Source organism: Mycobacterium sp. NGS58 (assembly GCF_059812385.1).
In genome coordinates, this window is sequence record NZ_JCALCO010000030.1 from 1 (window position 1) to 22,770 (window position 22,770).

Here is a 22,770-nt window from a genome sequence, read left to right on the forward strand (position 1 = left end):
GGCGACTTCGTCGCCGCGGCCGAGACGGCAGGGGCGCCCGTGGCCGGCGGTGAACAGTGGTGCGATGCCGAGGTGCTGCGCATCCTGCGGCGGCGGTCGCTGGCGGCGCTGCGGGCCCAGGTGGAGCCGGTCAGCACCGCCGCCTACGGGCGGTTCCTGCCGGCCTGGCATCGGGTGCGCACGGCCGAATCATCGCGCTCCCCAGGCCATTCGGGGTTGGACGGCCTGATGTCGGTGATAGATCAGCTGGCCGGCGTACGGATGCCTGCCTCGGCGATCGAGCCGCTGGTGCTGGCCCCGCGGGTCCGCGACTACTCCCCCGCGCTGCTCGACGAGCTGCTGGCCACGGGCGAAATCACCTGGTCGGGGGCAGGCTCTATTTCCAGCGGTGACGGCTGGATCACGTTGCACCCCAGCGAATCCGCGCCGTTGACGCTGCCCGGGCCCGCCGACATCGAATTGGGCGACGCCCACCGCGCCGTCCTGGACGCGCTTGCACCGGGGGGCGCCTACTTCTTCCGCCAGCTCACGCAAAGCGGGTTCGGTGAGTCCGAGCTCAAAGCGGCACTGTGGGAACTGGTCTGGGCCGGCTGGATCACCGGCGACACGTTCGCCCCGGTGCGCGCCCTGCTCGGTGGCACCGGAACCCGCAAGCGCTCGGCGCCCACGCACCGGTCGCATCGCCCGCCGCGCCTGAGCCGATATAGCCTCGCTCACCCGCAGTCCCGGCCCGCCGACCCGACCGTCGCCGGCCGATGGTCGATCCTGCCGCCCCCGGAGCCGGACTCCACGCTGCGCGCCCACTACCAAGCGGAACTCCTGTTGGGCCGCCACGGCGTGCTGACCCGTGGCGCGGTGAGCGCCGAGGGCGTACCCGGCGGATTCGCCACCCTGTACAAGGTGCTGAGCACGTTCGAGGACGCCGGCCGGTGCCAGCGCGGCTACTTCATCGAATCGCTGGGCGGGGCGCAATTCGCCGTCGTGTCAACCGTCGACCGGTTGCGCGCCTACTCCGAAGGGGTCGATCCCGAACGGCCCGAGTATCACGCGGTCGCGCTGGCCGCGGCGGATCCGGCCAACCCCTACGGCGCGGCGCTGCCCTGGCCCGATCCCCGCGGCGAGGGCTCGGGGTCCGGGGGGCCGGGAGCACGACCGGGCCGCAAGGCCGGTGCGCTGGTAGTGCTGGTCGACGGCGAGCTGGCCTGGTTCCTCGAGCGCGGCGGGCGCTCGCTGCTCACGTTCACCGACGACCCCGCCGCCCATCTCGCGGCGGCGACGGCGCTGGCCGATCTGGTCTCGTCCCGGCGCGTGGCGTCGATCCTGGTCGAACGCATTGACGGGATGCCGGCCTTACAGCCCCGGCCGGACGGACCCGGCCCGGTCGACGCGCTCTCCGACGCCGGTTTCGCCCGGACTCCACGCGGAATGCGGCTGCGCTGACATGCCCGAAGGTGACACCGTCTGGCACACCGCCGCCGTGCTGCGTGAGCGCCTGGTCGGCGCCACCCTGACCCGGTGCGACGTCCGGGTGCCGCGGTACGCCACCGTCGACCTCACCGGGCGGGTGGTCGACGAGGTGCTCAGCCGCGGAAAGCATTTGTTCATCCGGGTGGGGGACGCCAGCATTCATTCGCATCTGAAAATGGACGGCAGCTGGCGGGTCGGAAACCGCTCGGTCCGGGTCGACCACCGCGCGCGCATCATCTTGGAGACCGACACCGTCCGCGCCGTCGGCGTCGACCTGGGTGTGCTGGAGATCCTGGAGCGCGAGAGTGACGGCGAGGCGGTGGCGCACCTCGGACCCGATCTGCTGGGCGAGGATTGGGATCCCGCGCTCGCCGCCGCCAACCTGATGGCCGACCCGGACCGGCCGATCGCCGAGGCGCTGTTGGACCAGCGCCTGCTGGCCGGCGTCGGCAACGTCTACTGCAACGAATTGTGTTTCCTTTTCGGGCATCTACCCACCGCGCCGGTGCGCGACATCGCCGACCCGCATCGGCTGGTCTCACGCGCGCGGGACATGCTGTGGCTCAACCGCTTTCGTTGGAACCGGTGCACCACCGGCGATACCCGGGCGGGACGACAGCTGTGGGTCTACGGTCGATCCGGTCAGCCATGCCGCCGGTGCGGTACCCGGATCAACTTCGACGACTCCGGGGATCGGGTGACGTACTGGTGTCCCTCCTGCCAGCGCTGACGCGCGTGGCCGTGCTTGGCGGGCCTAGTCGCGGGCGTGGGCGAGGAAGAACTGGGCGATGGCCTCGGATCCGTCGAGCGCGCGGGTGGTGGGACCGATGACGGCCGCAGGCAGATACTGCTTGCCGCCCGGCCAGGTGTGCCCGCCGCTGTCGATCTTGCAGAACACCACTTCGGTATTGTCCGCGCATCCTGTGGACTGGTAGCGGCGCACGACCGTGCCGTCGCGGACATCGGGCAGCGCCTCCATCACCGGCTCTCCTTGGCAGCCATCGATCGAGCGCCACTTGTCCACCATGCTGTCGGCCGAGATCGAGTGGCTGACCCCGCCGCGGCCGCGCACCGTACCGCCTTTGAAGGGCACCAGCGGATCGGCGGTCCCATGGGCTTCCCAGACCGACACCGGTCGCGACGGATTACATGCCACCCCCACGCCCAGCGTCCCGGCCACCGGCGCGACCGCGGCGAAGACGTCGGCGCGGTCACACGCCAGCCGGTTGGTCATGAAGCCGCCGTTGGACATCCCGGTGACGAAAACGTGCCCGGGCGCGACGCCGTAGTCGTTCTGCAGCTTGTTCACCAGGCCAACCAGGAAGGCCACATCATTGATGTGGCGGCGATCGGCGGGCGAAGCACCACGCCCGTCGGCCCAGCTCTTGTCATAGCCGTCGGGGTAAACAACCAACAGGTTGTGGGCATCAGCAACGGTGTTGAAGCCCGTCAGGCCGCGCTGCGAGAACCCGGTACCGCCGCCACCGTGCAAACTGAGCACCAGCCCGACAGGGTCGCCCACCGGCACGTGCAACATGTAGGTTCGGTCCATGCCGCCGGATCGAAAGGTGCCGGAGATGTCTCGAGCGCTAGCGGCCGACACGTGCCGAACGCCGCAGCCGACCACGCATATCGCCACCACACCGAGCCACCACCACCGCGCGTACGCCATGTCGTCAGATCACCGGCGGCGCGTCGCCGATGGCTCGGCGGTGACGCGCGTCCGACTGCGGAGCAAACGCTTGTGTGGCATGCACCGCATTATCGGCGATACGGCGCCGGGCGACGCCGCGAGATGCAAGCATGCGAATTAGCCCGCCTTCAGCAAGCAACGGCACTTCTGTTCCACGGGAGTATCAGAAATGACGAGCACCCAGATGCGCAAGCCTGTCCGGCCGCTCCTGGCGATCTGCGTGCTGCCGGTGGCCGGGCTGCTCGGCATGCTGGGGGCGTCCGCGACCGCTCACGCCACGTCCGCCGATGACGCATTCCTGGCCGCACTGAAAGCCAAAGGCATCAACTACGAGTCGCCCGAAGCCGCGGTCAACTCCGGGCATACCGTCTGTCACGAACTCGATATGGGCCAGTCACCGGAACAGGTCGCCAACAACGTCCTGTCCAGCAGCAGCCTGGACAGCTATCACGCCGGCTATTTCGTCGGGGTAAGCATCAAGGCGTACTGCCCGAAATACGCGGATTCGGCGGCGTCGTCCGGGTCCTGAGATCGCTTCGGCTGAGCCCCTCAAGACAGGATCCAATCGAGCCGGCTGGCACGCCGCTAGCCCGAAGGACGGGGGCCACTGTCGCCAAAGCGATTGGGGAAACTCGTTGTTCACGATCGGTAAACCCACCAGCCACTCGCTCGCGCCGCGATCGCCGATTACACGTGATGGTCTTGACTCACCGGGGTCGTCGAACCCCGGAGATTCTGCGAGCAGGTGGGTGACATGGAGCAATCAAAGCGGTTGCAGCTCAAGCCATATCGGGCTGTGTCCGAGCACATCGACGGCGCCTGGTGGCCGCGGTCGACGAACCTGGCCGACGAGCTGCCGGGCCTGGTGGCGTCGTTGTCCGGTCGGCTGGGGCGGGTCGTCATGGTGGGCTACCGGCGCAATGGCTGGCACAATACGCCCGCGGTGGCGGAAATCGACGGGCACACAATCGAATTACTGGGCTTCGCCAGCGACGAGGAGGCCAGCGTCATCGTAATGGGCGGCAACGGCCGCCACCTCACCCTGCATGTCATCCGGCCGGACAGCGATGAGGACGACGCCCGTCGGGCACTCGACGCGGTGCGCGCTTCCACCGCTCCCGCTGCCGCGGTTCCCCCGGCCGCCCGGGCCACGGTTGGGCGATCGGCGGCGGACGTGGCCGACAAGCTGGCCCGTTACGAGGGGCTCGGTGACGAAAGGCGCAACGCCCAGATCAGGCGCTGGTGCGAAGAGACGGCGCAACGATTCATCGACGCCCCGGTGCAGACGTTCGTCCCCATCCTGGTCGAACACATCGTCCGCAACCGCATGATGGAGTCACGCATGCAGCGCTATCCCGCCGACGGCGGCCTGTGCATGACGGTGCCCGGCAGCTCCGCGCCGTACTCGATATCGTCGTAGTCGCGTCCCTTGCGCCGGCGGCCGCTCGCCGAATTACCCGTCGGACGCATCGGGACCATCGGGAGCATGGGGGTCTGACCGGTCCCGGTAGGCAGCGCGGAAACCGCCGACGCAAGCTGCACCGGCGCCGAAGATCCGAGCATTCCGACCGTCGCGGGCGGCATGGTCAGGTTGCCGAGCGAGATACCGACGCCCAGCGTGGCCTGGGGCGCCAACGATCCGGCTGCACCGAGCAGGGTCGCGTCCGCCGACGACAGCGCCGCGGTGCCTTCGGCCAGGCCGCCGATAATGTCGGGTCCCAGCGACCCTATCGACGCAAACCCCTGGGCGGTCTGCAATTGCGCGAACACACCGAGCAGGTTGATCGGAAATCCACTGGCGGCGAAGAATTGGTTCGCCCAGCTACTCCAGTATTTGAACCAGCCCGAATTGGGGTCGAAAGTCGTTGCGGCGGTAAGGTTTTGACTGACCTGACTGACCCCGGAGAGATTGACGGCGGTCTGCGTACCGGAATTGGCGGTGGTCGTAGCCGGCACCATGGCGGCCTGTCTCGTCGGCGCCGACGGATCCGAAACCGGAGGCGGCAAAGAGAACTGGGGCGGTTTGAGGGTGCTCGCCGAGGTCGCGGCGTAGCGGACCAACGCCGCCGAGTTGTTGACCCACATGGCGTTGTACTCGGCCTCGGTCTCGGCGATGGCCGGGTAGTTGATCCCAAAGAAGTTGGTGGCCAACAACACCGCCAGCCGCGCGCGGTTCGCGGCGACCCGCGAGGGGTGCACCACCGTCCAGTGCGTCGACTCGAATGCCGCGGTCATGACTTCGACCGACGTGGCGACCTCCTGGCACTGCTGCGCTGTGACGCGCAACCAGTCGAGGTAGGGCTCAAAGGCTTGGGCCATCGCCAGCGACGATGGGCCCTGGTACGTCGTCATCAGCCACGACAGCTCCGCGGTGTAGCTGCCTGCCGCCTGCTCCAGCTCGGCACTCAGCTCCTGCCAGGCGCCGGCCGCCGCGATCCATGACCAGGCGCCAGGTCCAGCATGGATCAGCGCCGACGTCGCCTCCGGCGGCAGCATCCAGAAATCCATGAACCTTTACCTTGGTGAAGAACGTGGGTCAGGCGAACGCTCCGCGTCGGCCCGTCCGGCGATTCGCGGTTGAACGAGGGCGGGACATCGAGGTGTCCTGCTGGTGGTCGCCGTTGACCTGCACGGTGGCGGAATCCGGCATCCGCGGTCGTGGGGCGCCATCGGCTCATCCCGCCGATGGGTTTCGAGGCATCACTTTGCCCTTGACCTCCTGGCCGACCGCGACGTCCTCGTACTTCTGCTGTTTGCGCTTGCGCCAGCCGGTTCCCGCAGAGGCCGTCGTCGGCGGCACCATCATGGGCATCAGGGGGATCCCCGATTCCCCCGCCGGCAGCGGCGAGGCGGCGGACGCGAGCTGCACCCCGGTCTGCGTGCCCGGCAGCAGCCCCACGACGGCGGGAGGCGCGGTCAGCTTGCCCAGCGACACCCCGACGCCCATTGCGCCCGTCGGCGCCATTCCCGCGCCGATACCCTTGACCGCGTTAGACAGGCTCGCCGTGGCCGCCCCGAGGCCCTCCGTGGCCGCCCCGAGTCCCTCCGACAGGCCGCTGCCGATGTCACCGCCCACCGACTGGACCCCTTGGGCGGTCGCCAACTGCGCCCACACACCGAGCAGGTTGATCGGGAAACCGGACGAGATGAACTGGTTGCCCCAGGTGCTGAAGTAGCCGAACCACCCTCCGTTGGGGTCTCCGCCGCTGCCGAAGAGGCCGCCGAGCGTCGAGTCTGCCGTGGACACATTTTGAGCCACGTTGCCGGCGGCCAAGAGGCCGGCATTGTTCACCGCCAGCGCTTGCCTGGACGTCCCACCCGGATCGACGGGGGACAGCGGCGAACTGAAGTTCGACAGCTGCGTGGTTGCCTGCGACGACGACGCCTGATAGCGGACCATCGCCGCCGAGTTGTTCGCCCAGATGGTCTGATATTCGTTCTCGGTCTCGGCGATCGCCGCCGTGTTGGTGCCGAACCGGTTCGTCGCCAGCAGCTGCGCCAGCCGCGTCCGGTTGGCGGCCACCACCGAGGGATGAACCACCGTGGACCGGACGGTGGCGAAGGCCGACGCGGCGGCCTCGGCGGACGTGGCCATCTGCGCGGATTGCTGGGCGGTCTCGCGCAGCCAGAGCAGGTAAGGCTGAACGGACTGCAGCATGGCCATCGCCGACGGTCCGTCCCAGGAATCGATGAGCGACGACAATGTCGAGGCATACGTGGAGACCGAATTCTCCAGCTCGACGGCCAGGCGCTGCCAGGCGCCGGCGGCCTCGATCAGCGAGCCCGCCCCCGGCCCGGTGTGGATGAGCGTCGAGGTGACCTCGGGAAGTGCAAACAGATCCATCACATCTCACAATGCCCATGCTGAGAACGCCTCAGCAAATTTGCGTTGGCCAGGCCGCGAAGAACCCTGAAACTCTGCACGTCGAAGCCTGTCACCTGCAGTCGGGACCTCCCAATTCGACCGCTACGTGTTAGGACACCCTATACCCAAAGCTGAGAGCGATTTGACATTTGCTGGCCAGGGGCACTTACGCGACACCGTCCGTTTTTCACACGGTCACCGAGGCGCCGCGGTTCACCACGACGATCCGGTCCCCCAGCCCTCGGTGCTGCATTTCCCGGGTGAAGTCGGCCAGCGGCGAGGCAAAGGCCGCGTAGTCGTCAAAGTGCACCGGGACGGCCTTCGGCAGGGCCAGCATCGCAACGAGTTCGGCGCCCTGACGGCCGTCCATCGTGACCGTCAGCCCGAACGGCAGCCGCCCGCCGGCCGGCAGCCGGGTGCCGCCGAGGTGCAGCATGCCCACGTCGATCGGGTCGAACCTGGTGGGAATCTCCCTGAGCTCCTCGATCAGCAGGGTGTCGCCGGAGATGTATAGCCGGCGCCGGGGCGAGCCATCGTCGGCGGCGACCTCCACCATGGTGCCCATCACGGGCGGGAGGAGCCGCTGACTCCACCCCGGCGCGTGACGCCCCGGCAACGACGTGAGGGTGAGCGTGGTGCCGCCCTTCGTGATCGTGTGCTGCTGCCAGGTGGTCAGGCCCCGCGCCTGCGCGAAACCTCGCTTGTGTAGCCGTTTGGCGGCGTGCGGGGTGGTGACGACGGGCAGCGCATGGTCGAGGCCCTTCTGCGACACCCGGTCCCAGTGATCGCCGTGCATGTGCGACAGCACGATCGCGTCGATCGGGGGAAGTTCGCTGATCTGTAACGCAGGCTCCTTGAGCCGCTTGGATACCAGCCCATGGCCGAGGTAGGCGCGTTGACCCTGGTGCAAGAAGTTGGGGTCGGTCAACAGCGTCAGCCCGCCCGCGGAAATGAGCGTGGTGGCGTTGCCTACGAACGTGACGGTGATGTCCATAGCCGCGGGCTACCCGGTCCCGCGCCTTCCATGCCGCCAGCAGGCTTCCATGCCGCTAGAAGGGTGGTGGATCGTCGGCGCCGGGCGGGCCGGGACCGCCGCTCGGGCTGCTGTCGGCCCGCCGGCCCAGGCGGGCATCGCGATTGTGCCGTCGCTCGGCCGCGATGCGTCCGGCGCGGTTCTGGGCGCGGGTGCGGCGCCGGGTGGGCATCATCGCCGTGCGGTCATCGCAGTAATCGGGCGCCACGTCGGACTCGGCGGCCGCGATCGCGCCGGCGCCCTGGCACAAACTTGGGAACAACAGTGCGCTGCCCGGCGTGGTGACATAGGTTCGGCCGGCCGGTGAGGTCAGGATCAGCGTCGCGTCGGGTAGTTGTATTTCGCGCCAGCCCCAAAAAGTTTTCACCAAATGATGTGTGCGGCAATAGCATTTGAGGTTCGACGCGTGCGTGCGCCCACCGTTCGCGTAGGGAATCGTATGGTCCACGTCGCAATTGACGGCGGGCTGGTCGCAGCCGGGCCAGCGGCACGTCAAGTCGCGGCAACGCACGAAATCGGCCAGCGCCTTCGACGGCACATAACCCGGCTCGGGCGGCGCATCGCCGGGGTGAGTCAGCGGCGCCAAGGTGGCCGAGGCGGCCAGCTCGGCGACCAACTCCGGCGCAATCAGGCCCTCGACGCCCAACTCGTAGCCCGGCACCGACCCGCTGCCATCCACACTGCCGCGCTCGGCGATCACGTGGATCACCACCGGGCCCGCGGACCGTTTGCCGGCCGGGCAATCGCGGCGCCCGCATCGGCATCCCAGCCGGTCGGCGCCGCCCGCCAACGCCCCCAACGCATCGGCGCGGCGCTGTTCTCGCGTGCGCGGGTCGTGCCCACACACCGTGGCGGCCAAGGCGTTCAGGCGCCGGTCCAGTAGATGCGCATCGGGGGCGAGCAGGCTGCCCTGGATATGCGACAGGCCGTCCCCCGCGTCACCGATCCAGATCTCCCGCTGCACCACGCGCTCCCGCCGGCGCCGCACCGCATCCGCGTCGGCGTGCGCGACGACCTTGTCGACTTGCGCGGCCAGCCGGCCGGGAGTCATCGACGGCCAGCGCGCCACGTTGGCCGCCAGCCGGGCGTCCACCGCCGCCAGCACCTGCGGGTCGGTGATTAGGTCCGTGCGGTACACCACCGTGGCGAACATCCGAAAGTCGATATCGCCGGCCCTGAAGACCTCGCCCACCGCGGCAGCCGCTCCCGCATGGCGCGGGCGTAGCGCACCTTGCTGCCGGCCAGGCCCTGACCGATCCGCAGCTCGGCGGCGACCTCCGCGCTGACCGCCGCCTCGGTGTCGACGGCCCAGCTCTCGGTCTCCGCGCAACGTGACAGCCGATACCCGAACAACTCACCGATGGCCGCGAGCTGTGCGGCCGCCGCCCGATTCTCGGCGCGCGCGGCCGCTCCGACGCTTTCCAGCAGTCCCATCGACACCGGCGTTCGCGACGGATAGTGCCGCTCGAACAGTTCGTCGAAGTATTCGATCACCTCAGGTGGTGAACGGTGACCCGACGCCTGCTCGAACATAGGTTCGACTATGCCACGGCCCACCGACAACCGTTCGGCGCAGCCTCACACCTATGGCTCGGCTCGGCGGCTGACGAATTCCCGCCGCACGCCGGTCAGCGGATCGGCGAACTCGATGCGCTGCGCCAATAGCCGCAGCGGCGTGCTGAAGTCGTCGGCCGCCACGTCAATGATGCTGGGATACAACGGATCGCCCTCGATCGGTATCCCCAGCGAGGCCATGTGCAGGCGCAGCTGATGGGTACGCCCGGTGCGGGGGCTGAGCCGGTACAGCCCGTCCGGTGACACCAGCTCCACGCGGGTCTCGGCATTGGGTGCGCCGGGCTCGCACACGGCCTGTAGGTGGCTGCGGCGCTTGATGAGCCGGTTCTTCACCACGCACGGGAGCTCCAGCTGCGGGTCGACGGCGGCCCTGGCCAGATATGTCTTACGGACCGATCCGCGAGAGAACAGCGTCTGATAGGCGCCGCGCACCTCGCGCCGTGCGGTGAACAGCAGCACCCCGGCGGTCAGCCGATCCAGCCGGTGCGCCGGGCTCAGCTCGGGCAGCTCCAGTTCCCGCCGCAGCCGCACCAGCGCGGTCTGCGCGACGTGGCGTCCGCGCGGCATGGTGGCCAGGAAGTGCGGCTTGTCGACGACCACGATGTCGGCGTCGCGGTGCAGCACCGGGATGTCGAACGGGACAGGCACCTCGTCCTGCAGCTCGCGATACAGGTAGACACTCGCGCCGGCGGGAAGCACGGTGGTGGCGTCGATTACCGCGCCATCGGCGCCGACGACCTCGCCGGCCAGCACCTTGGCGCCGGCCCGGGCGCCGAACCGGGCGGTGAGCTCGGCCAGCACCGGCCCGCCGCGCAGCCGCACCCGGGCTGGGCCGAGTCCGTCGCGCACGGGTAGCGGTGCGGGCTTCACCACAGGCTCAACTAAGCGGGACCGGCTCGAGGATCTCGGCGCGCGCCTCGGGTGCGCTGGCGCGCAGTTCGTCGGCGGACACGTCGTCGGGCTGGGCCTGGGACAGGATCTCGGCCTCCACCCGGGCGGTGTAATTCGCGACCTCGCGCCCGATCTCCTCTTCCGACCAGCCCAGCACCGGCGCGACGACGTCGGCGACCTCGCGCGCGCAGTCGACGCCGCGGTGGGGGTATTCGATGGAGACGCGCATCCGGCGGGCCAGGATGTCCTCCAAATGCAAAGCGCCCTCGGCGGTTACGGCATACAGCGCCTCCACCCGCAAATAGCCCGGCGCCTCCTTGATGGGCTCGAGCAGGTCGGGGCTCTGCGCCGCCAGCGCCAGCACGTCACCGATCAGCGAGCCATAGCGGTCCAGCAGGTGACGTACCCGGTAGGGATGCAGGCCCTGCAGTTGGGCGACGTGTTCGGCCTGGTTGATCAGCGCGAAGTAGCCGTCGGCGCCCAGCAGGCTGACCTTCTCGGTGATCGACGGCGCCACCCGGGCCGGAATGAATTGGGCCGCAGCGTCAATCGCGTCGGCGGCCATCACCCGGTAGGTGGTGTACTTGCCACCGGCGATGGCCACCAGGCCCGGCGCGGGCACCGCCACGGCGTGTTCCCGGGACAGCTTGGACGTCTCCTCGCTCTCCCCGGCCAGCAGCGGCCGCAGCCCCGCGTACACCCCGTCGATGTCGGCGTGCGTCAGCGGGATGGCCAGCACGGTGTTGACGGTTGAGAGGATGTAGTCGATGTCGGCCTTTGTGGCCGCGGGGTGGGCCAGGTCCAGGTTCCAGTCGGTGTCGGTGGTCCCGATGATCCAGTGGCTGCCCCACGGGATGACGAACATGACCGATTTCTCCGTGCGCAGGATGATCGCGACGTCGCTGACGATGCGGTCGCGGGGCACCACCACATGCACGCCCTTGGACGCCCGGACCTGAAAACGCCCGCGCTGCTTGGACAATGCCTGGATCTCGTCGGTCCACACCCCGGTCGCGTTGACCACCACGTGCCCGCGAACCTCGGTGATTGCGCCGTTCTCGGAGTCGCGGACGCGCACACCGGTCACCCGGTCGCCTTCGCGCAGCATGGCGACCACCTGAGTGGAGGTGCGCACCACCACGCCGTAATGCGCGGCGGTGCGCGCGACGGTCATGGTGTGCCGGGCGTCGTCGACAACCGTGTCGTAGTAACGGATTCCGCCGATCAGCGAGCTGCGCTTGAGACCCGGGCTCAACCGCAATGCGCCAGCGCGCGTCAGATGCTTCTGCGCCGGAACGGATTTCGCGCCGCCGAGCCGGTCGTACAGAAAAATCCCGGCGGCGATGTACGGGCGTTCCCACATGCGATTGGTCAACGGGAACAGGAACGGCATCGGCTTGACCAGATGCGGTGCCAGCGTCGTCAGCGACAGCTCACGCTCGTAGAGCGCCTCGCGCACCAGGCCGAACTCGAGCTGTTCGAGATAGCGCAGGCCGCCGTGGAACATCTTCGACGAGCGGCTCGAGGTGCCCGAGGCGAAGTCACGCGCTTCCACCAGCGCCACCTTGAGACCGCGGGTCGCCGCGTCCAGCGCGCAGCCCGAGCCCACCACGCCGCCACCGATCACCACCACGTCGAACTGCTCGGTGCCCAGCCGTTCCCAGGCGGCCTCGCGCTGCCGCGGCCCCAGCACGGAAACCGGTGAGCTGCGCTGGGTGGGCGCGTGAACGGATTCAGTCACGGCCAGGACTCCTCACTGGGGAAACTCTCGGTTACTCGTCAGTAGGACGTGCTGCACCAAGGCTAACCACTAATCCAGATCGTCGTGCGCCATGAGCCGCCGCGCGGCCTCGGTGACCGAGCCGGACAACGACGGGTAAACCGCCAGCGTCTGCGCCAGCTCGTTGACCGTGATCCGGTTGGTCACGGCCACGGCGATCGGCAGGATCAGCTCGGACGCGATGGGGGCCACCACCACCCCGCCGATGACCACGCCGGTGGCCTGGCGGCAGAACAGCTTGACGAAGCCCTGGCGCAGCCCCGACATCTTGGCCCGCGCGTTGGTGCGCAGCGGCAGCATGACCGTGCGGGCCGGCACCGAACCGTCATCGATCATGGTCTGCGGGACGCCGACGGCGGCGATCTCGGGCCTGGTGAACACCGTCGCCGCCACCGTGCGCAGCCGGATCGGGCTGACGCCCTCGCCCAGCGCGTGATACATCGCGATCCGGCCCTGCATGGCGGCGACCGAGGCCAGCGGCAAGAGACCGGTGCAGTCACCGGCGGCGTAGATGCCTGCCACCGAGGTCCGCGACACCCGGTCGACGGTCAGGTAGCCGCCGCGGCCCAGCTCGATGCCGACCCGGTCGAGGCCCAGGCCGCCGGTGTTGGGCACCGACCCGATGGTCATCAGGGCGTGGCTGCCCTCAACCGTGCGCCCGTCGGCCAGGGTGACCAGCACGCCGTTCTCGGTGCGGGTCACCGATTGCGCGCGGGCGTTCTTGACCAGCTCCACACCGCGTTCGGAGAACGCCTCCTCGAGGACCAGCGCCGCGTCGGCGTCCTCGTACGGCAGCACCCGGTCCCGGCTGGCCACCACGGTCACCGGCACGCCCAATTCGGTGTACGCGTGCACGAATTCGGCGCCGGTGACCCCCGACCCGACCACGATCAGGTGCTCGGGCAGCGCCTCCAGGTTGTAAAGCTGGCGCCAGGTGAGAATGCGCTCGCCGTCGGGCGGCGCCGACGGCAGCACGCGCGGGCTGGCGCCGGTGGCGATCAGCACGACGTCAGCCTCGTACTCGCTGGTGACGGGGCCGTCGGGCCCCGGATCGCTATGGGTCGCCCTGATGCGGTGGCAGGCCAGGCCCGGTGTGGGGTCGATCAGCTCGCCGTGGCCGGCCACCACGTGCACGCCCATGCTCAGCAGCTGGTCGGCGATGTCGGCGGACTGCTCGGTGGCGAGTTGCTTGACCCGGGCATGGATCTGCGGCAGCGAGATCTTGGCGTCGTCGATGTCGATCTCGAAGCCGAGTCGCGGCGCCCGGCGCAATTCGGTGCGCAGCCAGGTCGAGGCGATGAACGTTTTGGACGGCACGCAGTCATCCAGGACGGCCGCCCCGCCGATGCCCTCGGAGTCGATCACGGTGACGCGGGTTGTGTCCGGGTGCGAGGTCGCGGCCACCAGCGCGGCTTCGTAACCGGCCGGGCCTCCACCGAGGATCACGATGCGGGTCACCACAGCCACCAACCTAACGAAGCCGCGGTGGCCCTGCGAATGCTCAGGGAAGACCCGCCAGCATCGGCCGTCTAAGCTTTCCCCGTGCCGCTCTACGCCGCTTACGGGTCGAACATGGATCCCGAGCAGATGCAGAAACGCGCGCCACATTCGCCGATGGCCGGAACCGGCTGGCTGCACGGATGGCGGTTGACCTTCGGTGGCGAGGACATCGGCTGGGAAGGCGCGCTGGCCAGCGTCGTCGAAGACCCGGATTCGAAGGTGTTCGTCGTCCTCTACGACATGACACCGGCGGACGAGAAGAACCTGGACCGCTGGGAGGGCTCGGAGTTCGGCGTCCACAAGAAGATCCGGTGCCGCGTAGAGCGCATCTCGTCGGACACCGACACCGACCCGGTCCTGGCATGGCTGTACGTTTTGGACGCCTGGGAGGGCGGGCTGCCGTCGGCCCGGTACCTGGGTGTGATGGCTGATGCCGCCGAAATCGCCGGGGCACCAAGCGATTACGTGCACGGCCTGCGGACCCGCCCGGCCCGCAATATCGGCCCGGGCACCAGCGCCTGACCGGGCGGCCCGACGCCGTCCACCGAAAATCGTTCGCCCGACGGCGATCGGGCGGGTAGAAAGACAGACCGACGATGCGCGCCGCGATTCGCCGCGGCGCCGCCCAGGAAGGAAAAACGGCTGTCCATTCTGTCCATACCGCTGGTCGCCGACGCGGTGGCGCGCGCCTTCTCCGCCGCCATCAATCCCACCCCCAAGGCCGCCGTGCGATTCCCGGAGATCGCCGGCCACACCTCTGAAGTCACCATCGATACCCGCCACGGGCCGGTATCCGCCACCGTCTATCACCCGCCGGCGGCGACGAACCCGCCCGTCTACGTCAACGTGCACGGCGGCGGGTTCGTGGTCGGACACCGCGAGCAGGACGATCCCTGGTGCCGGTACCTGGCCGCCAACGCGGGCGTGCTGGTGATCAACCCCGACTACGTCCTGGCACCGGGGCACCGCTTCCCCACCGCGGTGTACCAGATTTATGACGTCGTGCGCTGGGCGGCCGGCCCCGACCGCGGGTGGGACGGCACCCGACTGTGCGTCGGCGGCCAAAGCGCGGGCGGCAACCTCAGCGCCGCGGCCGCGCGGCTCGCGCTGGAGAACGGTGGCCCCGACATCGCACTGCAGGTGCTGCATTACGCGCCGCTGGACCTGGTCACGCCCAGCCGCGACAAGGCGTCGACGGTCGGCCGCCGGGCGATCATGAAGCCGTGGATGAGCGAGGTCTTCGACACCGCCTACATCCCCGAGCCGGCCCAGCGGCGCGACCGCCTGGCCTCGCCCGCCTGGGGCGACAACGCCGATGCCATCGCGGGCATCGCACCCGCGCTCGTCGTGACGGCCGAGCACGATCGGCTGCGCGACGAAGCCCGCAGGTACGCAGCCAAACTCGACGCCGCCGGGGCGTTAGCGGAGTACCACGAGGTGGCCGGCGTCGACCACGGCTACAACATCATGAGCGGGGCCGGTGACGTGACGCGGCGCAGCTATGCCCATATCGCCGAACACGTCGTCCGCGCCACCGGCGCCTAGGACCGCTCGAAGGCGGCCGACTGCTCGACGATGTTCGTCATCACGCGGACGCCGATCGGCAGGGCCCGCTCGTCGAGGTCGAACGTCGGCTGGTGCAGGTCCAGCTGAGGCCCTACCCCCGGCCACACCCCCAGCCGGGCCATCGCACCGGGAACCTCCTCCAGGTACCAGGAAAAGTCCTCGCCACCGCCGGACTGACGGGTGTCGGCCAGCGCGTCGGGGCCGATCTGTTCGATCGCGTGGGTGAGGATGCGTGTCGAAACGTCCTCGTTGACCACCGGCGGTACGCCGCGCCGGTATTGCAGCGTGTGCTCGATGGCGAGCGGCGCCAGCAGCCCGGACACCGTCTCGCGGATGATCTCCTCCATACCCACCCAGGTCTGCCGGCTCGCGGTGCGCACGGTGCCGGCCAGCACGCCGGTCTGCGGAATGGCGTTGGCGGCCACGCCGGCGTTGACCGCGCCCCAGACCAGCACGGTGCCGTTGCGCGGGTCGATGCGCCGCGACAACACCCCGGGCAACCCGGTGATCAGCGTGCCCAGCCCGTACACCAGGTCGGCGGTCAGGTGTGGGCGCGACGTGTGGCCGCCGGGCGAGTACAGCGTGATCTCTATCTGGTCGGCCGCCGAGGTGATGGGGCCGTGCCGGACCGCGACCTTGCCGACCTCCAGCCGGGGGTCGCAGTGGAGGGCGAAGATTCGCGACACCCCGATGATGGCGCCGGCCGCAATGGCATCGATCGCCCCGCCGGGCATCAGCTCCTCGGCGGCTTGGAAGATCAGCCGCACCCCCACCGGAAGCTCGGGCACCGAGGCCAGCACCAAGGCGGTGGCCAGCAGGATCGCGGTGTGTGCGTCGTGACCGCAGGCATGGGCCACGCCCGGCATGGTGGAGGCGTACGGAACGCCGCTGAGCTCGGCCATCGGCAGGGCGTCCATGTCGGCCCGCAACGCGATCCTGGGCTCGTGCTGGGGTCCGATGTCGCAGACGAGTCCGGTTCCGCCCGGCAGCACCTTCGGGTTGAGCCCGGCTTCGGCCAGCCGCTCGGCGACGAACTGGGTGGTGGCGTACTCCTGGCGGCCCAGCTCCGGGTAGCGGTGAATGTGGCGGCGCCATTCGACCAGGTCTTGGTGATGGGTGGCCAGCCAGGAATCGGCGGCGCCGACCAGGCTCATGATTGCCCCCCGCCGCGCCTGCGCTCCTGCGCGTCCATCACCCGGTCGCGCTGGGCGGGCGTCTGGGCCAGCTGAACCACGGTGCGCGCCAGCATGATCGCGCCCTCGACTACCGCGCGGTCGGCGCTGGGTCCCGCGGCGGCGTCGGCGAAGGCGCGCTGGTGAACCATGGCGCCCCCGGCGTCGACCCCGACCACCGGGTGGATCCCCGGCAGCACGTGCGTGACGTTGCCCATGTCGGTGCTGCCCATGGGCAGCGTCGCCTCGTACTCGCGGGCCACCGGCTCCCGGCCGAGCCGGCACATCTCGTCACGGAAGGTGTCGGCCAGCCATTGGTCGGGCTTCAGTTCGTCGTACGGGGGCGCGGGGATGTCGATTTCGTATTCGCAGCCGGTGCCCAGCGCGCCCGCGGCGAAGCACGAGTACATCCTGCCCTCCAGCTCGCGCAGCGAGTCCGCTTCGACCGCTCGCATCGCGTACTGAAGCGCCGCGTGCCCGGGGATGACGTTGACCGCCTGGCCGCCGTTGGTGACGATGCCGTGCACCAGCTGCCCGGGCGCGAGTTGCTGGCGCAGCAGCCCGATGGCCACCTGCGCGACCGTGACCGCGTCGACGGCGTTGATTCCCAGGTGCGGCGCGACGGCCGCGTGGGATTCCTTGCCGCGGTAGTTGACCGTCGCCTCGGACAGCGCCAGCGAGCGCGCCCCGGCGATGTCGGCCGGGCCCGGGTGCAGCATGACCGCCGCGGCGATGTCGTCGAACACCCCGGCCTTCAGGAGCAGCGCCTTGCCGCCGCCGGCCTCCTCGGCCGGCGTCCCCAGCAGCGAAACCCGCAGGCCCAGGTCGTCGGCCACCTCGGCCAGCGCCAGGGCGGTGCCCACCGCCGACGCCGCGATGATGTTGTGGCCGCAGGCGTGGCCGATCTCGGGCAGCGCGTCGTACTCGGCGCAGATCCCGATGGTCAGTGGCCCGCTGCCGAAGTCGGCGCGAAAGGCGGTGTCCAGCCCACCGGCGGCCGCGGTGATCTCGAAGCCGCGCTCGGCGACCAGCGCCTGCGCCTTGGCGCAGCTGCGATGCTCGGCGAAGGCCAACTCGGGCTCGGCATGGATGTCATGGGACAACTCGACAAGGTCGGCACCACGCCGCCGCACGACATCTTCGACGCTGTCTAACGGGGTTATGGGCACTCTCGCAGTATGTCGCAGTATCTTTTCGCGGCCCAACCCCGCCGGGGCTACACCCGCCCGGCGATGAATCCGGCCGCCTGGCCAGGGTAGGGCGGCGCGGAGTAGTCGTGGTGCGCGTCCCGGTCGCGGCCCCCGACAACACAGACGGGATCACCCTCGCTGCACAGGTCGATGGCGCGGCCGGCGAAGGCGCCGGTCGACGACAACGGTGTGTTGAAGCGGTTGCCGGGGTTGCCGAACACCGCGACCGCCGCGATCTTGTCGGCCAGGCCGGGATCCAACGCGGGAGCCGATCCGAAGTTGCCGATGCGCTGTCCGACCGGCGGCACCCCGGCGAGCATCGAGACCGCGGCGGCGCCCTGCGAGAAGCCGCCCAGCACCAGCCGCGTGGACGGGCACTGGCCGACCATCTCGGCGATGTGGTCGCGCGCGTCGTTGGCGCCGTCGGCGGTGGTCAGAAAGTTGTAGCTGGCCGGATAGTTCACGGCATAGGAGTCGACGCTGCGCGAACCCAGCGCGGGCTGCAGCGCGCCGAACAGCGCATCACCCACCACCCCCAGGCCAGGCGGCTCGGCGGTACCGCGGGCGAAGATGAGTTGGACGTCCGGACAGTCGGCTTTGGCCGACGGCGCCGGGCCCACTGTGATCGAAACCACCGACAGCACAACACCGACGGCTATTCCCATGGCCGGGCCAACCACCGGCCACCTACGAAGATTCATACGGCAGATCCTGACACATGGCGGGGACACCGTCGCGCGGCCAGGTTGCATCGACCCCGCTGCCCACGGCGGGGGCTAGTCTGCCCACTGTGACCGAAACCCCGTCGGACCCAGGCGAGCTCGCTCGCCGGGCGGCCGAGGTCATCGCCGAAAGCACCGGAATCGCCGAGCACGACGTCGCGATCGTGCTCGGATCGGGGTGGCCGCCGGCGGTCACGGCGCTCGGCACGCCCACCGCCGTGCTGGCCCAGGCCGAGCTGCCCGGCTTCGCCCCGCCCACCGCGGTCGGGCACACCGGCGAGCTGTTGTCGATGCGCATCGGCGCACACCGGGTGCTGGTACTGGTCGGCCGCATCCACGCCTACGAGGGCCACGACCTGTGTCACGTCGTGCACCCGGTGCGGGCGGCCTGCGCGGCCGGCGTGCGCGCCGTCGTGCTCACCAACGCGGCGGGCGGCCTGCGCCCGGACATGGCCGTCGGCGAGCCCGTGCTGATCAGCGACCACCTGAACCTGACCGGCCGGTCGCCACTGGTCGGTCCGCAATTCGTGGACCTGACCGACGCCTACTCGCCGCGGCTGCGCGCGCTCGCGCGCCAGGCCGACCCCATGCTGACCGAGGGCGTCTACGCCGGCCTGCCCGGCCCGCACTACGAGACGCCCGCCGAGATCCGGATGCTGCGCACGCTGGGTGCCGACCTGGTCGGCATGTCAACGGTGCACGAGACGATTGCGGCCCGCGCCGCCGGCGCCGAGGTGCTGGGGGTGTCACTGGTGACCAACCTGGCCGCGGGGATCAGCGGCGAACCGCTGAGCCACACCGAGGTGCTGGCCGCCGGTGCCGCGGCGGCAACCCGGATGGGGGCACTGCTGGCCTTGATCCTTTCCCAGCTCCCGCGCTTCTAGTGCCATGACGCCCGAGGAGTGGATCGCCCACGATCCAGACCCGGCGACGGCGGCAGAGCTCGCCGCGTGCGAGCCCGACGAACTCGCCGAGCGGTTCGGCCGCCCGCTGACATTCGGCACCGCGGGCCTGCGTGGGCCGGTGCGCGGCGGGCCGGACGCCATGAACGTCGCGGTGGTCTCCCGGGCAACCTGGGCCGTCGCACAAGTGCTGATCGGCCGGGGCCTGCACGGCTCGCCGGCGATCGTGGGACGCGACGCCCGGCACGGCTCGGCGGTGTTCGCCACGGTGACCGCCGAAGTGCTTGCCGCCCAGGGGTTTTCCGTGCTATTGCTATCCGGCCCGGTGCCGACCCCGGTGGTCGCGTTCGCGGTGCGGCACACCGGCGCGACGGCCGGGATCCAGATCACCGCATCGCATAATCCGCCCGCCGACAACGGCTACAAGGTGTACCGGGACGGCGGAATCCAGATCGTCTCCCCCACCGACCGCGAGATCGAAGCCGCGATGGCCGCGGCCCCGCCGGCCGACCAGATCGGCAGAGCCCCCGTCGAACCCGCGCGGACCGATCTGGTCGAGCGCTATGTCGAGCGGGCCGCCGGGTTGCGGCGCGGCGACGGCTCGGTGCGGGTGGCGCTGACCGCGCTGCACGGGGTGGGCGGCGCGGTGGCCGTCGAGACGTTGCACCGCGCCGGGTTCATCGAAGTGCACTCCGTCGGAACGCAATTCGCACCCGATCCGGACTTCCCCACGGTCGCTTTCCCCAATCCCGAAGAGCCCGGCGCCACCGACGCGTTGCTGGCCCTGGCCGCGGACGTCCGCGCCGATGTGGCGATCGCGCTAGATCCCGATGCCGATCGTTGTGCCGTCGGCATCAAAGACGGGCCGCGCTGGCGGATGCTATCGGGCGACGAAACAGGTTGGCTGCTAGGCGATTACCTGCTGTCGACAACAAGGGCGAACAAACCGGTGGTGGCCAGCACGGTGGTCTCGTCGCGGATGCTGTCGGCGATTGCCGCGCGTTACGGCGCCGTCCACGTCGAAACCCTCACCGGTTTCAAATGGCTGGCCCGCGCCGATGCGAAAGTGCCTGGTGGAACCTTGATCTACGCCTATGAGGAGGCGATCGGGCACTGCGTCGACCCCGCCGCCGTGCGCGACAAGGATGGCATCAGCGCCGCGGTGCTGGTGTGCGACCTGGTGGCCACCGCCATGGGCCGGGGCCGTTCGGTCTTAGACCTGCTCGACGAACTGGCCCGGCGGTACGGGGTGCACGACGTCGCCGCGGTGTCGCGCCACGTCGCAGACGCCACGGAGGCGGCCGAACTGATGCAGCGGTGGCGGGCGCACCCACCGAAAACACTGGCCGATTATGCGGCGACCCTCACCGATATCACCGACGCGTTGATCTTCACCGCCGGCGACGACGACACGTCGATCAGGCTGGTGGTGCGGCCCTCCGGGACCGAGCCGAAGTTGAAGTGCTACTTGGAGATTCGCTGCGCGGTTGACGACGACCTGAACTTTTCGCGGCGGCGCGCCGGCGCCCTGCGCGAGTCGCTGGTTTCTGCTGTGCAGAGCTGGTGAACAGGTTGGGCCCGAATTGGCGATCGCCGGCATCGCCGAGACCCGGCACGATATAGGCCGTCTTGTTCAGCCCCTTATCGACCGCGGCGCAGAACACTCGCGCGTCCGGCGCCGCTAGCTCCACCGCCGCAAGGCCTTCCGGAGCAGCCACCACACAAAGCACGGTGATATCGGTCGCGCCGCGGCGCTGCAGCAGGCCGATGGTGTGCGCCATCGACCCGCCGGTAGCCAGCATCGGATCGAGGATGATCACCGGCCCCGCCAGCTTGTCCGGCAGCGCCTCCAGATACGGCACCGGCATGTGGGTTTGTTCGTCGCGGGCGACACCGACGAATCCCGCCTGCGCCTCCGGGATCGCGGCGTGTGCAGCGTCGAGCATGCCCAGCCCGGCCCGCAACACCGGCACCAGCAGCGGCGGCTTGACCAGGCGGGTCCCGACGGCCGGAGAAATCGGGGTGCGGATCCTCACCGACTTTCGCGGCGCGTCGCGGCTTGCTTCGTAGACCAGCATCAGCGTCAGCTCGCGTAGCGCGGCGCGAAAACCGGCGTTATCGGTGCGTTCGTCGCGCAGCACCGTCAGCCGAGTGGCGGCCAACGGGTGGTCGATGACGCGAATTTCCATGGGGTCGAGGGTATATAACGATCGGGCAAAGCCCTTCTGACACGCTCGCGCCCGTCCCGGAAACCGTCTGCGCCCGTTCATATACTCCGGGCGTGTTGCGCGAAATTCGAGGTCCGGTTGGCGGTGCTTATCGGGCCCTGCGGCTGCTGGGCGCGTGCGCGCTGGTGGCACTGGCGGCCAGCCCGTTGACACCGCGCATCGGCCTTGCGGCAGCGGCCATTCCGCAACCCGCGCACATCGTCATCGTGGTCGAGGAGAACCGCTCCGAGAACGGCATCGTCGGAAACAAGTCGGCGCCCTTCATCACCACGCTGGCCTCCGGCGGCGCCAACATGGTCCAGTCGTACGCCGAAACCCATCCCAGCGAACCGAATTACCTGGCGCTCTTCGCCGGCAATACGTTCGGGGTGACTAAGGACGTGTGTCCGGTCAACGGCGGTGCCGCACCGAACCTCGGCTCCGAACTGCTCGCCGCGGGTTACACATTCGTCGGTTTCGCGGAGGGTCTGCCTGCGGTCGGCTCACCGGTCTGCAGCGCGGGCAAGTACGCGCGCAAGCATGTGCCGTGGGCCAACTTCACCAATGTGCCGGCGGCGAACTCGCTGCCGTTCTCCGCGTTCCCGGTGGGCAACTACTCGAGCCTGCCGACCGTCTCGTTCGTCATCCCGAACAACGACGACAACATGCACGACGGTTCGATCGCGCAGGCGGATTCCTGGCTGAACCGCGAACTGTCCGGGTACGCGAACTGGGCGGTGGCCAACAACAGCCTGCTGATCGTGACGTTCGACGAGGACGACAATTCCAATGTCGGAGGCAGCCGCAACCAGATCCCCACGGTGTTCTACGGGGCCCACGTCCGCCCCGGCAACTACAGCGAACAGATCAACCACTACAACGTGCTATCCACGGTCGAGCAGATGTACGGATTGCCCAAGACGGGCTATGCCGCCGGCGCCGCGCCCATCACCGATATCTGGGGCTAACCCGATGGTGGCGACCCGCTTCACCCGGCTCCGCCGCGCTCGCGATCGCCACTAGCCCGATGGTGGCGACCCGCTTCACCCGGCTCCGCCGCGCTCGCGATCGCCACTAGCCCGATGGTGGCGACCCGCTTCACCCGGCTCCGCCGCGCTCGCGATCGCCACTAGCCCGATGGTGGCGACCCGCTTCACCCGGCTCCGCCGCGCTCGCGATCGCCACTAGCCCCGATGGCCCGGTAACG

19 protein-coding genes and 2 pseudogenes are annotated in these 22,770 nt (G+C 69.5%); 9 read left to right on the forward strand and 12 right to left on the reverse strand.

The genetic code is table 11. The annotated features are described in order from the left end of the window. Positions 1–1,440: Lhr family helicase (locus tag AC5Y4H_RS22860; RefSeq protein ID WP_499985450.1), on the forward strand; the 1,440-nt coding region annotated here is incomplete at its 5' end. Between the two features lies 1 nt (position 1,441). Beyond that, positions 1,442–2,197, forward strand: coding sequence for an endonuclease VIII Nei2 (gene nei2, locus AC5Y4H_RS22865; RefSeq protein WP_499985454.1), 756 nt, complete (start codon positions 1,442–1,444; stop codon positions 2,195–2,197). A 24-nt stretch (positions 2,198–2,221) separates the two neighbouring features. Here the strand turns inward: nei2 and AC5Y4H_RS22870 are convergent, their stop codons facing one another. Continuing rightward, positions 2,222–3,139: an extracellular catalytic domain type 1 short-chain-length polyhydroxyalkanoate depolymerase gene (locus tag AC5Y4H_RS22870; protein ID WP_499985457.1), complete on the reverse strand. Its 918-nt coding sequence runs from the start codon at positions 3,137–3,139 to the stop codon at positions 2,222–2,224. Positions 3,140–3,329: 190 nt separating this feature from the next. Between AC5Y4H_RS22870 and AC5Y4H_RS22875 the strand changes: the two genes are divergently transcribed. Further along, entirely contained in the window at positions 3,330–3,689 is a 360-nt protein-coding gene (locus AC5Y4H_RS22875; RefSeq protein ID WP_499985460.1) for a DUF732 domain-containing protein, read from the forward strand. 225 nt (positions 3,690–3,914) lie between these two features. Further along, positions 3,915–4,580 carry a DUF5994 family protein gene (locus tag AC5Y4H_RS22880; protein ID WP_499985462.1) on the forward strand — a complete coding sequence of 222 codons (666 nt, stop codon included), beginning with the start codon at positions 3,915–3,917 and terminating at the stop codon, positions 4,578–4,580. Here AC5Y4H_RS22880 and AC5Y4H_RS22885 read toward each other — a convergent pair. The 7 genes and pseudogenes from AC5Y4H_RS22885 to AC5Y4H_RS22915 form a co-directional block, all read right to left on the reverse strand. Further along, positions 4,511–5,668 carry a PPE family protein gene (locus AC5Y4H_RS22885; protein WP_499985464.1) on the reverse strand — a complete coding sequence of 386 codons (1,158 nt, stop codon included), beginning with the start codon at positions 5,666–5,668 and terminating at the stop codon, positions 4,511–4,513. The genes AC5Y4H_RS22880 and AC5Y4H_RS22885 overlap by 70 nt on opposite strands. Before the next feature lie 166 nt (positions 5,669–5,834). Then, positions 5,835–7,004, reverse strand: a complete 1,170-nt coding sequence (locus tag AC5Y4H_RS22890) for a PPE family protein (RefSeq protein WP_499985468.1) — start codon at positions 7,002–7,004, stop codon at positions 5,835–5,837. A 208-nt stretch (positions 7,005–7,212) separates the two neighbouring features. Then, positions 7,213–8,019 carry an MBL fold metallo-hydrolase gene (locus AC5Y4H_RS22895; protein WP_499985472.1) on the reverse strand — a complete coding sequence of 269 codons (807 nt, stop codon included), beginning with the start codon at positions 8,017–8,019 and terminating at the stop codon, positions 7,213–7,215. Positions 8,020–8,074: 55 nt separating this feature from the next. Beyond that, a pseudogene (locus AC5Y4H_RS22900) lies at positions 8,075–9,591 on the reverse strand (HNH endonuclease signature motif containing protein). A gap of 51 nt (positions 9,592–9,642) precedes the next feature. Continuing rightward, positions 9,643–10,503, reverse strand: a complete 861-nt coding sequence (locus AC5Y4H_RS22905; RefSeq protein ID WP_499985475.1) for a pseudouridine synthase — start codon at positions 10,501–10,503, stop codon at positions 9,643–9,645. A 7-nt stretch (positions 10,504–10,510) separates the two neighbouring features. Continuing rightward, positions 10,511–12,265, reverse strand: coding sequence for a glycerol-3-phosphate dehydrogenase/oxidase (locus tag AC5Y4H_RS22910; RefSeq protein ID WP_499985478.1), 1,755 nt, complete (start codon positions 12,263–12,265; stop codon positions 10,511–10,513). Positions 12,266–12,334: 69 nt separating this feature from the next. After that, the gene (locus AC5Y4H_RS22915) at positions 12,335–13,765 is read right to left on the reverse strand and encodes an NAD(P)H-quinone dehydrogenase (RefSeq protein ID WP_499985584.1); all 1,431 of its coding nucleotides are present in this window, start codon (positions 13,763–13,765) and stop codon (positions 12,335–12,337) included. 81 nt (positions 13,766–13,846) lie between these two features. On the opposite strand from AC5Y4H_RS22915, the gene AC5Y4H_RS22920 reads away from it, so the two are divergent. Together AC5Y4H_RS22920 and AC5Y4H_RS22925 are read left to right on the forward strand one after the other, a co-directional pair. Beyond that, positions 13,847–14,326, forward strand: a complete 480-nt coding sequence (locus AC5Y4H_RS22920; protein WP_499985481.1) for a gamma-glutamylcyclotransferase family protein — start codon at positions 13,847–13,849, stop codon at positions 14,324–14,326. Positions 14,327–14,530: 204 nt separating this feature from the next. Beyond that, positions 14,531–15,349 (forward strand): alpha/beta hydrolase, encoded by an 819-nt coding sequence (locus AC5Y4H_RS22925; RefSeq protein WP_499985586.1) that lies wholly within the window; start codon positions 14,531–14,533, stop codon positions 15,347–15,349. On the opposite strand, the gene AC5Y4H_RS22930 is transcribed toward AC5Y4H_RS22925, so the two are convergent. The 3 genes from AC5Y4H_RS22930 to AC5Y4H_RS22940 are packed head-to-tail and all read right to left on the reverse strand — an operon-like array spanning position 15,346 to position 18,373. Then, positions 15,346–16,524, reverse strand: coding sequence for a M20 family metallopeptidase (locus AC5Y4H_RS22930; protein WP_499985485.1), 1,179 nt, complete (start codon positions 16,522–16,524; stop codon positions 15,346–15,348). The two genes, AC5Y4H_RS22925 and AC5Y4H_RS22930, sit on opposite strands and share 4 nt — an antisense overlap. After that, the gene (locus AC5Y4H_RS22935) at positions 16,521–17,711 is read right to left on the reverse strand and encodes a M20 family metallopeptidase (RefSeq protein WP_499985489.1); all 1,191 of its coding nucleotides are present in this window, start codon (positions 17,709–17,711) and stop codon (positions 16,521–16,523) included. Before AC5Y4H_RS22935 ends, AC5Y4H_RS22930 begins: the two co-directional genes overlap by 4 nt. Before the next feature lie 47 nt (positions 17,712–17,758). Further along, positions 17,759–18,373 carry a cutinase family protein gene (locus AC5Y4H_RS22940; RefSeq protein ID WP_499985588.1) on the reverse strand — a complete coding sequence of 205 codons (615 nt, stop codon included), beginning with the start codon at positions 18,371–18,373 and terminating at the stop codon, positions 17,759–17,761. 149 nt (positions 18,374–18,522) lie between these two features. On the opposite strand from AC5Y4H_RS22940, the gene AC5Y4H_RS22945 reads away from it, so the two are divergent. Both AC5Y4H_RS22945 and AC5Y4H_RS22950 read left to right on the forward strand, forming a co-directional pair. Next, entirely contained in the window at positions 18,523–19,338 is an 816-nt protein-coding gene (locus tag AC5Y4H_RS22945; RefSeq protein WP_499985491.1) for a purine-nucleoside phosphorylase, read from the forward strand. A gap of 4 nt (positions 19,339–19,342) precedes the next feature. Next, on the forward strand, positions 19,343–20,923 hold the full coding sequence (locus tag AC5Y4H_RS22950; protein ID WP_499985495.1) for a phospho-sugar mutase: 1,581 nt from the start codon (positions 19,343–19,345) through the stop codon (positions 20,921–20,923). A gap of 7 nt (positions 20,924–20,930) precedes the next feature. On the opposite strand, the pseudogene upp reads toward AC5Y4H_RS22950, so the two are convergent. After that, positions 20,931–21,545: pseudogene (gene upp, locus AC5Y4H_RS22955) on the reverse strand (uracil phosphoribosyltransferase); the annotation flags it as partial. 92 nt (positions 21,546–21,637) lie between these two features. On the opposite strand from upp, the gene AC5Y4H_RS22960 reads away from it, so the two are divergent. Continuing rightward, positions 21,638–22,531 carry an alkaline phosphatase family protein gene (locus AC5Y4H_RS22960; RefSeq protein ID WP_499985497.1) on the forward strand — a complete coding sequence of 298 codons (894 nt, stop codon included), beginning with the start codon at positions 21,638–21,640 and terminating at the stop codon, positions 22,529–22,531. The last annotated feature ends 239 nt before the right edge of the window (positions 22,532–22,770 follow it).